Origin of the sequence: Microcoleus sp. MON1_C5 (assembly GCF_036701875.1) — a bacterium.
Taxonomy (GTDB): domain Bacteria; phylum Cyanobacteriota; class Cyanobacteriia; order Cyanobacteriales; family Microcoleaceae; genus Microcoleus.
In genome coordinates, this window is sequence record NZ_JAUBRN010000019.1 from 18457 (window position 1) to 30558 (window position 12102).

4 protein-coding genes are annotated in these 12102 nt (G+C 46.8%); all 4 read right to left on the reverse strand.

The genetic code is table 11. The features are described from left to right. Nucleotides 1-41 precede the first annotated feature (41 nt). The 4 genes from QUA71_RS11785 to QUA71_RS11800 all read right to left on the reverse strand — a co-directional run bounded on the left by QUA71_RS11785 (nt 42) and on the right by QUA71_RS11800 (nt 11893). Nucleotides 42-1466 (reverse strand): response regulator, encoded by a 1425-nt coding sequence (locus QUA71_RS11785; RefSeq protein ID WP_333285072.1) that lies wholly within the window; start codon nt 1464-1466, stop codon nt 42-44. Nucleotides 1467-1473: 7 nt separating this feature from the next. Continuing rightward, a complete protein-coding gene (locus QUA71_RS11790; RefSeq protein ID WP_333285074.1) occupies nt 1474-5418 on the reverse strand; it encodes a PAS domain S-box protein in 3945 nt (1314 codons plus the stop codon). A 607-nt stretch (nt 5419-6025) separates the two neighbouring features. Next, nucleotides 6026-8767 (reverse strand): family 10 glycosylhydrolase, encoded by a 2742-nt coding sequence (locus QUA71_RS11795; RefSeq protein WP_445243776.1) that lies wholly within the window; start codon nt 8765-8767, stop codon nt 6026-6028. 387 nt (nt 8768-9154) lie between these two features. Then, complete coding sequence (locus QUA71_RS11800; protein WP_333285078.1) at nt 9155-11893, reverse strand: RNA helicase; 2739 nt, start codon at nt 11891-11893, stop codon at nt 9155-9157. Nucleotides 11894-12102 lie beyond the last annotated feature (209 nt).

The following is a 12102-nucleotide window of genomic DNA, read 5'->3' on the forward strand; positions in this document are numbered from 1 at the left end:
CGAGTGTCACCGGGAATCAGCCCCCAGCAGGTAAGTTTTGTTTAATAAATAGGCAGCGAGACTGTAAAAGTTGTCTGCCCCGGTACAGAATCTACAGCAATTGTGCCTTCGTGTTTTTCCACAATTTTTCTCACAATATCCAATCCCAAACCGCTACCTTCGCCCGCAGCTTTAGTCGTAAAAAACGGCTGAAAAATTTTGGGAATAACTTCTGAGGGAATACCTTTGCCGTTATCAGTAAACTTGAGGAAAATAGTTGCCTCTTGTTGCCGAGTTTCAATCGTCAAAATACCTTTATAATCCATGGCTTGCAGGGCATTATGAACGAGATTAGTCCAAACTTGATTTAAGTCATCGGGATAGCACATAATTTGCGGTAAATCTCCATAGTTTTTAACTACTTCTATACCGTGTTTCAGTTGATTTTGATAAAGGGTTAACACCGTTTCAATGCCATCGTGCAAGTCCGCCTGGACTTTTTCTAGTTTGCTATCAAAATGAGCGTAGGTTTTTAAGGCAAATACTACTTTCCCAGACTTCGCTGTTGCTCTTTGGATCAGGCTAATACTTTTTTTAAAGCTCGCAAACTGGTAAGCACTATTTAAAACTACTTCCCAATCCGGCGATTGAAAAAGCGGCAAGAACTCTTCTATTTTTTCGTAGATTTCCATGTCAACTAAAGTATCCGCAATTTCCTCATAGTTTTCAACAGATTCTGCCATCAAATCCGCCGCCAACTGCTGCTTAAATTTCCGTTTCTCTCTGCTTGTGAATAAAACTTCTTGATGGGTGGCTCTGTACAGTAAAGCTAAAAAATAAGCTTTGCTTTCGGCAGAAAGTTGTTGATAAATTTCAGGGAATTTTTCTAAAAACTCGTCGGAAAAATTAGCTATATTATTAACAGAGGAACCTATAATGCCCAGGGGTGTATTGATTTCGTGGGCAATGCCAGCAATAAGTTGTCCCAGGGCTGCCATTTTTTCCGATTGAATCAAATGCTCTTGGGTGGCTTGCAGTTGCTGGAGCGCCGTTGCTAAATCTTGATTTTTCTCTTGCAAAGTTTGTTGCAGCGAACAAATTTTTAAATGAGTTTCTATCCGGGCTAAAACTTCTTCAACCTGAAACGGTTTAGTAATAAAGTCAACTCCGCCAACTGCAAAAGCTTTAACTTTATCCAGCACGTCATTAATCGCACTAATAAAAATAACAGGAATGTCTTTTGTAATTTCAGAAGCTTTGAGTTGCTGACAAACTTGATAGCCGTCCATTTCCGGCATCATAATATCCAGCAACACTATATCCGGGGGTATTTTTTGAGCAGCCGACAATGCTAGCTTGCCATTGGGTACGGGGCGAACTTGATAGCCTTTTTCGCTCAAAATTCCGGTCAGCAGCCGCAGGTTTTCTGGCGTATCGTCCACTACTAAAATATTAGCTCGATTGGTTATAGGTAAAGTTGAAGTCATCGGGTACTTACTGTTTTTCGCTAATATCGATTATGTTCAAAATTCTGTCATATTCAAAATTATTAATGCAATCTTGAAGCTTGCCCGCAAGAGAGGGATTGACAGTGCCGATTTGTGCGATCGAACTAGCGATCGCCTCCATGTCCACACTCAAAATACTTTGCTTGAATTGGGCCATCCAGTCTGGAGAAAGAGAGGCAAAAGCCTCCGGTGTCAGCACCTCCTGACTTGACTCCTCTACACCAGCAGCACTTACTGCGGTTGGATCTTCATAAATATAGCGTACTCCTAAATGTTTTCCCATTGCCACAAAGATATCCTCCTCTCGGAACGGTTTCCGCATAAAATCATCGCAACCCGCCGAAAGAATCACCGCCCGTTCTTCCTCCAAAACGCTAGCAGTTAGGGCCACAATCGCCGTTGCTTGCCCGCCAGTTGTAGTTTTAATCTGTTTCGTTGCCTCATAGCCGTCCATGACAGGCATTCTCATGTCCATCCAAATCAGATGCGGTTCCCACTCCCTAAAAATATCAACCGCTTCTTTACCGTTATTTGCTTCTCTCAACTCAAATCCGAGTGGACTGAGAAGTTTTACTAACAGTTGGCGATTCAAAGGTTTGTCGTCCACAATTAGCAAGCGATAACTCGGCTGATTCGGTTCGAGGGCAACAACTCGACGTTGAGTTTTTTTGCTTTCAATATCACTAGCTTCAACCAGATGAACTTGGATGTCAAACTGAAATAATGCACCCTTTCCGATGTCGCTGGTAACAGTAATTTCACCTCCCATTAATTGCACGAACTGGCGGCTAATAGCTAAACCTAAACCCGTTCCTTCCTGAGAATCTTTACCTGTTTTCGTCTGCACAAATGCTTCAAACAACTGATGGATTTCCTCAGCAGCAATGCCTGCACCAGTATCTTGAACTTCAAAATGCAGCCAGTAGCGGTCGGGCAATTGGTCAGTGCTGTTTTTATGTATATTCCGCCTTCCTCCTTTGACTTGCACCGACACTCCCCCTTCTGAAGTAAATTTAATTGCATTATTGAGCAAATTAATTAAGACTTGCCGCAATTTAACTTCATCAGTACAAATGTAATGGGGAACTTCTGCGTCTGTGTCGAAGATTAGTTGCAAACCTTTTTGCTCAGCTTTGAGAGCAAACATATCTTCTAAATCGTCGATTAGTTGGTACAAATCGAAGCTTTTTACATTAAGCGTCGTGCGTCCGGCTTCGATTTTTGACAAGTCTAAAACTTGGTTAATTAAAGCCAGTAAATGTTCGCCACTCCGCAGGATAATTCCGACATTTTCTTGATTTTCCTGAGACAAAGTTTGACTGCGGATCAGGACTTGAGCAAAGCCGATGATCGCGTTCAGGGGCGATCGCAATTCGTGGCTCATATTGGCGAGAAAGGTACTCTTAGCTTTGTTTGCTGCTTCGGCCGCTTCTTTCGCCTGCTGCATTTTGATTTCCGCTTGTTTGCTATCAGTAATGTCTTTAATAAAACCTTCGTAGTAAAGTAAATTTCCTGCTTCATCGCAGACAGCGCGACTATTTTCCGAAATCCAGATTATGCTGCCATCTTTGCGGTAAATTTCCGATTCAAAGTTTGATAGTATCCCGTACTCGTTCATCAGCGCTGCAAATTCGTCGCGGCGGTTGGGTTTCACGTAAAGCTGGTTATTGAAATTCGGCTGTGCTGCTATTAAATCGGCAGGCGAGTCGTAACCGTAGATGTTAGCTAAAGCGGGGTTAGCGCTGATGTATTTCCCGTCAACAGCAGTTTGAAAAATTCCATTCAAAGCATTTTCATAAATGTTGCGGTACTTTTCTTCGGCTTCCCGGAGGGCAGTTTCTGCTTTTTGGCGCTCGGTAATATCGCTAGACATCGACAAAAAACAAGCTTCTCCGTCAATATCGATGGTTTCTATAGACAGCAGTGCCGTTCTTTCTGTACCATTTTTATTGCGAAACGTCAGCTCATAATTGTGAATTGCTGTCTTGTCTTTTAACATTTGAATCATGCGGTCACGCTCTTTCAAACTCGCCCAAAAGTTGAGTTCGACCGCTGTTTTACCGATAATTTCTTCCTGTGTGTAGCCCATCATCCGGCAAAAACTATCATTAACTTCTAGGTGGCAACCGTCACGAATTCTTGTAATTGTAATCGCATTCGGACTCGAACGAAAAGCTTTAGAAAACTTTTCTTTTGCCTTAGCAAGATCTGCGGTGCGTTCTGCAACTTGCACTGCTAAATTTTGGTTGTATGCCCTTAATAATTTCTCCGCTAGTTTCCGTTTCGTAATATCTTGAAAAGCGCACATTCCGTAAATAATATTTCCTTGGGCGTCGTAAATAGGAGTTCCCCAAACTTGCAGGGGAACAGTTTTGTTATTGGAGGAGATTTCAATGTCATCAACAGTTACAGTTTTGCCCTGCAAAGCATTTAAAATTGGGTCGCGTTCCGCCGGGTAAATTTCCTGAGTTCCAGCTAAATAAACTCGGTAGAATTGGCGCAATTTTTCGGCATCTGCTGCCACAATTCCTTGAGATAAAAGTTTTTTTCCTGTAGGGTTAATGTAGTGAGGTTGACCGTTGGGCTCTGCAATAAAAATGCCTAGCGGTACTGCATTGAGAAATTGTTTGACTCGGCTTTCGCTTTCTGAGAGGGAAGTAAATGAATGCTGCAATTGCTCTGCCATGCTGTTAAAAGCAGTGGCAAGTTCTCCGAGTTCATCTTCGCGATTCAGAGTGAGCTTTGTATCCCATTCATTCCGCGCCAAAGCTTTCGCCGCTGCATTCAATCTTAAAATCGGCTGAACTACCCATTTCGCAGTAAGAATCCCCAGGATTGTCGCCCCCATCAACGCTGCAAGCGACAGTAAAAAAGTCGTGCGCGTGTTGAGGTTAATTTGCTCCATAAAGTCAGACTCGGGTACAACTACTACAATCAGCCAATCCAACCCTCGATCGTCTTTAAAAGGAGCTACCTGAATAAAATTTCGCTTGCCGTCAACATCAAAAGTAAGCTGTTGAGAATTATTGATTTTAGCTAAGCTGTCGTAGTGTTTATCTAAATGCTGTGCGGTTTGTCGAATTACCGGATTCTCGCTTTCTGAAGCTTTGATGCGTCTTGTTTCTTTACCTTCCACCACGAATTCTGCACTCGCCGTTGAAGTAGCAATTAACATCCCGGATCGCTCCATGACAAAAGTTTGTCCTGATTTGCCAATTTTGAGGCTGACGAGAAATTCTTTGATTCGGGAAAAGAGCAAATCGCTGCCCGCTACTCCTAACAATTTGCCAGCGTCGTCGTAGATAGGCAAAGCAGCAGTAATTGCCAGTTCCCTCGTCAAAAAATCTGTATAAATTGGAGTCCAAATAGGTTTTTTTGCCGCAGCCGCAGCTATGTACCAAGGGCGAGTTCGCGGATCGTAAATATCGGGTGAAATTTGCACTAATTGAACGCGGTTTCCCTGAGAGTCAGCAGTATATCGAGCTAATTTGTTGCCAGTAGAGCTGTCGGCAGCAGATATCAAAATCCGCTCTTTAGTGCGGATTGCTCCCGAATGTTCTCCATTTTCTTTACCTGTGTAAATGATGCTGATCGAATCAAAATATTGAATTTGTTCTAGGAAATGATGTTCTAGTTTTTGGTTGTCTTCTAGGTTCAACTGCCCCAATTTTATGCCTTGAACGTTCAGGTGATTGACAATGTGGGGAATTGACATATAATTTTCCATGCGGTCTTTGATGCGATCGCTAATTTCTCCCCGCAACTGAGCGGCAACCTCGTTGACTGCCCGCTGACCGTTTTGAAAAGATAGCCAGCCTACAACTCCTACCGTGCCGACAATTTGCACTAAAAAAGGAACCACGAGCACCGTTTGTAATGGAGCTTTGCCGATAAATTTTGTAGCCAAACGATTGAGGGGTTTAGGAAACATATTCATCCTCAAAGTAATTAAAAGTGGCAGTTTAAATTAGTAGATGTTAAAATGTTGGAGCGAGAGACGAGCGAGTAATATCAAATCCGGTTAATCACTCAGGGTCAAATTGTTTGATCTCGACCTTTAAGAGTTTTGAGGACTTTCGTCGTCACTAAGTAAGTGCAAATAAACGTTACATGGTTCGGGCGGGTGAGAAGACTCTTCTACTCGCTTCGATCGTGGATCTTAACTAAACCCTCTCTGATAAGATACTATGGTTATTTTGCGATGACCTACTTACAAACTTACAGTTGGCGATCGCACTCCGACCCAAGACAGCGGGTTTTGGCTTCGCTCAACCACCGGGTTTTTTACTGCATCTGCTGGATCGAACGAAGTATTGCTGTGAAAAAACCAAGCTGAGGATTACTCCTGGCATCGCGAACTAACTTAATCAGGGCTTACGCACTCAAGGGCGTTAAATCAAGGGTTTGAGAGTGCTTCCCTACGTTCGCCACGACACAAAATCTTAGTACGTGCGTAAGTTTTATTAATGAGAGTACGATCGCCCAAATGTTAGCACGATCGCACTATCCACTGCAGCACACAACCCAAAAATCTGTATTTACCTGCGATTCAACTCCATCCTTTCGCCGTAACGTAACAGCATATCCAAACTCTCCAAACGATTTTGCCAAGTTTGCACCTGATAGCTATTTTCGGCAGAATGCAAGCGCATCGAAGATTGAAATTGAGATTGAAAACCCCTTAACAATCTTTTAGCAGTTGCTAAACTTTCCGTAGAAGGATTGGCCGCCAATGTGCTCAAAGCTTGCGCCAATTCCTCCGATCGACTTTGCAAAACTTTTAGTTCAGATTCCGACACCCGCAACTGATTGTTAGCCAACAAAAAACTCCATTCCTGCTTGAGAGCAGTATACCGCGAAGCCGCCGCCGCAAACGGCTGTCGGTAAGGAATCGGCTCCGCAGCAGAAGTGGAACGCACCGGCGGGCCTTGAGTGCGGTTAAAAAACCCCTGCATCCCGCTGCTGATACTTTCCACCGCAAAAATAGCATAGCCCCCAGTCGGCAAATCGCGCAAAGCTTGAATTTGGTCGATCGCCACAACTTCCGGGAGAGTCAACAACTTAACCGACGGAGAAATCAAAGCCGAACCCAGAATTTGTTCCTTTACCAAGGGTTCGGTGATGCGCTGAAGTCGGTTCGTATCCAAAGCATAAGTCATCGGCACAATCAAATCTACTATGCCCTGACGAGCCCAAACTTCCCAATTTTGCTGAATTTTGTAAATCCGCTGACTTTCCGGGTGCGGAAACACCGCCACCGACAGAATTGTGCGCGGATAATTCTGCCGCAAAAGCTGAGAAACTTCAGCTACAAAACTATTAATTTGATTAGTTTTAAACTCAACCCACTGCCGCCACAAACTGCCGTCCCTGGGGGAAATATTCACCGGATCTGCACCAGTCAACTGCCTAAATTGCTGCCTCGCCGCAATACCGTAACCGTAAGTAAAATTCGCATTGTCATCTTGAAAAGGATAGCGAATATAGTCTAATTGCACCCCATCTACTTTGTAGTTTTTGGCAATTTCGCTGACAATTTGCAGCAAATAATTACGCGCTTCCGGGTTCGCCGGATCGAGATAAAATTTACCATCGTTAGGATTTTGGGTGCGTCCTTTATTGTCAATATTCGCCCACTGTGGGTGAGCGGAAAGTACCGGCCCGGGATAAGAACTAGGCTGACCAATTAAAGTATTGTGTCGCTTATTTCCTGTGGCAAAAACCCAAACCCAAGCGTGCAGTTCCATGCCTCGCTCGTGAGCTAATTTAACCGCAGATGCCAGCGGGTCCCAGCCAACTGTTAGGGGATTTTGTTGCGGTGCAACTTGACTGGGATAAATCGTATATCCGGCATTCAAAGTTTCAAAGAAAACGGTATTGATACCGGCGGCGGCGAGCCGATCGAACACTGCCGCCAAACCCTGTTCCGATCGCGCTGCGACGATCGTACCGCGATCGAGCCAAACCGCCCGAATTTCCGCCCCTACGCGCTGTCCTTCCTTCGGGTAATTTTGCCACAGCAACTGCCGCGCTTCCACCCACTGCTTTCTAGCCTCCGCGTAGTTTTGCTCTTGCAGGAGTTGGTCAAAAGTTTGCAAAACCTGCCGCGCTTGGGCGATCGCCCCCGTCCTGCTAGCTTGCAGAATAGTCAAGCGACTGGCTCCCGGGCCGCCGCCCCCCTGTTCTGCAGCCACCAGTTGAGGGGTGGTAGCAGCATTGAGATTGACGGCGGTATTGGCTGAATTAGATGCTGTCAGGGCGCTCTCAAACCGGCCGAGGAGGTTGGTGAGTTCTTGGCGCATCAAGTACGCTTCAATGCTGACGATCGGCTTATTGGAATTTGCCTGCACGTCCAAACCCGCCGCCGCCACCTGATCCGAAGGATCTGTAAAAGTTGCAGGAACTGGATCGGGAACCGAGCCAGAGGGAGAAAGTCGGCTCAGCGGGTTACTACGCGGCGAACTAGGGCTGTTTCTAGTGACTCGGGAGGGGGGAGTTGGCAGTGGGGTCGCGGCAGCAGTGGGCGGCGCAGAGGGCTGCGAAGCGATCGTGCCTCCCCAGCGGGCGATCGAGGCTTGCAGCCAAGCCTTATCTACATTTCCCGAACCGTCGCTACCCCAGCGCCAGCCGAGATAGGTAGCGCGATCTGTGGCGATGGCTGCGGAGGAACCGGAACTATCTTTCCAAGTAGCAATTGTTTGACTGTTCGCATCAGCCGGAATCAATACACCACCTTGGACGGAGCCATTTTGTTGTGCAGTCGGCACCCAATTGCTAGAAGTAGTGCAAGCAAGATCCCGACAGCGGCTGCGCGGTTGCGGAGTCGCCGGCTGGGTTAACGGAAAAGCCCAATAGGCCCCGAGGAGCGATCGCAAAGATTGGCGCACCAAAGCCGGGGAACTGCGGCCGACTGGGCCCGAAGCAATCAAGCGGCCGCCCTGTTTTGTCCAAGCTTCTAAAACTTTAATTTGCGCCGGACTCAAAGTTTCAATGTTGGGCAAAAACAGCACGTTAACGCCTGCTAAATCCGCCAAATTTTTGATTTCTTCCAAATTGATTGGTTTGTAAGCAATGCCGCTTTCCCAGAGGCGCGTGGTAATCTTCACCCAATCGGGAGAATTTTCGGAACTGCGAACAACGCCCAGAACTACTTCTGCGAAACTCGGAGAGGGAAATAAAATAAAGAGATTGAGTAATGTACTTGCTAGAGTGCCAATTAAGACTCTTTGCAAGAAAGTGAAAAAGCGAATTTTTTGAGCCTGAGAGCAGGCATCAGGCATTTGATGAGGCTTATTGATTTGTTGCATAAATATGAGAATTACCCACCACACCGCTAGAGAAAAATTCAATAACAATAAAGAGCGATCGATCCGCACCATACAATTTTCTATCCTGTTCTGCAACCTGAATCAGGAAAATGTGCGATCGCTCGATTTTAGATTTTGGATTTTAGATTTTGGATTTTAGATTTAAATCTGGGTCTATTCCTCATGACAGTTGACTGTTGAGTGTTGAGTGTTGACTGTTTGGACATTTGAACAATACCGATGCAACCGGAAACGATTTTAGATTAAAATCTGCCTGCATTTGGGTTGAAAAACCAAAAATACAATTTAGATGCCGGACAGTCAACAGCCAACACTCAACACTCAACAGTCAACAATTTTCTAACTTGCAGCTTCATTCACGGGGAATCGATCGATTAACTGCATCGCCCGACAAGCATTCCTCCGCAAAGAATCTGAAACATGAGGAACATGAGGAATCTGAGACAAGAAATCCAAAGTGCGGCGCAAAATCCGCACCACATCCCCTTCATCCAAACTCGTATGGCTAATCAGTTCCAGCCATTCAACGCCCAGAGCCCACTGCTCAACCAAAGTCACTAAATCCCGTTCCAGCCAAATCGGGATTGCAGCTTCATGACGGTACTGCACTTGAAACAACCGGCGGCGCAAGCCTTTTTGCAGATTGTCCAAAGGTGCCAAAACTTCTGGCGACAGCGAGTAGTGAGTCCAACTGTCGGGCCGAGAAACTTCTGTAACTAAGGCCGCGCAAGCAGCAGCGAGGTGGTGGGGGTCGAGTTCGTCAAACTCGGCAGACATCAGGGACAAACCCAGCCACAGTTCGTTATCGCCGCGAATGGCGGCGCAAGCTTGGCCCAAGATTGTGGGCACCAACCTGTCGGAGGAGTCATCTCGGTTTCCAGTTGCCGAAACTACTCTTTCCAAGCAGCCGAAATTCAGCAAGATGTCGATTAAGTTGAGAAATTGCTCCCAGTAGCGAGCTCGCTGCTTTTCTAACTCTTGTTCGCTTTTGCGGATTTCTTTTTTCAATTCTTCCCGGCGGCGCTGGCGTTTGAGCAAAGTACCGGGATTGCCCCATTCTAGAACCGGGTGAATTTCTAGCTGAGCTTCTAGGGCTGCGATTTTCTGCTGTTGCTCGATCGCCTCTGGGCTCGGTTCCGGTGTCGGCAATTGTGGGATCGATGCAGCAATTGAAGCAGTTTCTTCATTTCCCAAGCGGCACTGGCCCAGTCTCAGGGGCATTTCCGGCGGCGGGTTCAAGGTATCTGCAACACTCAAGCGAGGTAATTCGGCGTGCAGGGTAGCGACATCGCTAATGGCGACGACATACCAGCGGTTATCTTTGCCCAAGCACACCAAATTTGGTGCTTGGCCGGAACCTGCGATTTTGGCAACCAATACGGCGGGTACAGGATTTGTGTGCGATCGTTTGGCTGTCGGAACGTGCTTGCCTTTGAGACTCAGAACCGTGCCGAGCACTGCAAAAGCGACAGCTACGGACATCTCCTTAAATCTGGCTTCTTCAGCTTGCTGCAATAGAATTTTGAGCAAACGTTTGTCTTCTTTGAGTCTTGCCTGCAATTTTTCGTAATGGGCGAGGTTTTTTTCCAGGGTGGAGACATTTCCTCCGGCCGCCAGGGACTGTTCAAGCACCGCCAATTCTGTTTGCAATCGGTCTAATTCTTCTTGCTGCGGCTGCAAGTACAAGGTTGACAGGTATTGACCAAAACTCCGTTCTACCAACTCTTGAGCTTCGTCGAGAGTGTGTGTTTGCAGCAAATTCAGCACCATGCCGTAGCTGGGCGTAAACTGACTGGCGAGGGGGTCGGCTTTGGCTGTTGCCAAATAAGAGGCTTCTTTTGCGCCTTCAAAGCGCGTCTGAACTGCGACGACGTGCCCCAGCTTGTCCATGCCCCGCCGACCAGCCCGACCGGCCATTTGCAGGAATTCTGAAGCGTTTAGCAGTCGGTGTCCCTTGTCGGTGCGCTTGGACAGGGTGGAAATGACTGTGGTGCGGGCGGGCATATTAATCCCGGCTGCTAGGGTTTCGGTGGCAAATACGACTTTAATCAAACCTCTGCCAAAGAGTTCTTCTACTAAACCTTTCCAAGCGGGCAAAATGCCTGCGTGGTGGGCGGCGATGCCTTTTAAAAGTGCTTCTTTTTGACCGAAGCGTTCTGCTTCTGGGTTTCGCTGTAAAAAATCGTCAATGATGCGTTTGAGTTCGGCTGTTTCGGCTTCGTTAACCAGGGAGAAATTGCCGACTTCTGCGACTGCTTGGTCGCACCCGCGACGGCTGAAGATAAAGTAAATTGCTGGTAGCATATCTCGATCGTCCAACCGCGCCAAAACATCGGTCAAACTCGGAGTGGGAATGCTGCCTCTTTCTACTTTTTGCCCCTTCTTTTTGGGGACTAACCGGCCATTAACTCTTTTGCCGGTCTCGTCTAGCAGGGGAAATATCCCTTTTTGGTTGGCGAAGTGAAATTGCAGCGGCACTGGCCGAAAGTCTGAGTAGACGAGCTCTGTGGGCCCGTGGACTTTGTTAATCCAGTCTGTGAGTTGCTCGCTATTGGCAACAGTTGCTGAGAGGGCGAGCAGTTGAATTTCGCTCGAACAGTAGATGATGGATTCTTCCCAGACGGTACCACGCTGGCGATCGTTCATGTAGTGACACTCGTCGAGCACCACGGTTTCTACTCCGGTGAGCGAAGTACCGACTTCTCCGATCGGCGTACCGTAGAGCATATTCCGAAATATTTCGGTAGTCATCACCAAAATCGGCGCATCTCGATTGACGGAGATGTCGCCCGTGAGCAAACCTACGTTGTCGTCTCCAAATTGACTGCGGAAGTCGCGCAGCTTTTGGTTAGAGAGTGCTTTGAGGGGAGTGGTATAGAAGACGCGCCGCCCCCTGGAGAGTGCTTGATGGATGGCGTATTCCCCGATTAACGTTTTCCCAGAGCCTGTGGGAGCACACACGACAACCGATTTACCTGCATCGAGGGCGGCGATCGCCTCTCTCTGAAAGTTATCTAGCTCGAAGGGAAATATGGTCTTCAGATCCAGCTCTGGGCGGTTCTGGGCAGTGTCTGACACAAGGATTATTATAAGGTTGCAGGATAAGTATGCTTAAATCTTGCTGAAAGCAAGTCAGCAGAGGACTGTATTGATTTTAGACCTTCGTCAGCAAATCGGCTATTAAGGAATAAGTCAGTTGGCAGTTGGCAGTTGGCAGTTGGCACAATAAAGAAAAAAATTTTTGCCTTCTTCCCTCTTCCCTCTTCCCTCTTCTCTCTTCCTTCTTC

Coding starts and splice junctions, on each gene's coding strand:
- QUA71_RS11795 (WP_445243776.1), bottom strand. CDS start 8,767: ATGCCTGATGCCTGCTCTCAGGCTCAAAAAATTCGCTTTTTCACTTTC.
- QUA71_RS11790 (WP_333285074.1), bottom strand. CDS start 5,418: ATGTTTCCTAAACCCCTCAATCGTTTGGCTACAAAATTTATCGGCAAA.
- QUA71_RS11785 (WP_333285072.1), bottom strand. CDS start 1,466: ATGACTTCAACTTTACCTATAACCAATCGAGCTAATATTTTAGTAGTG.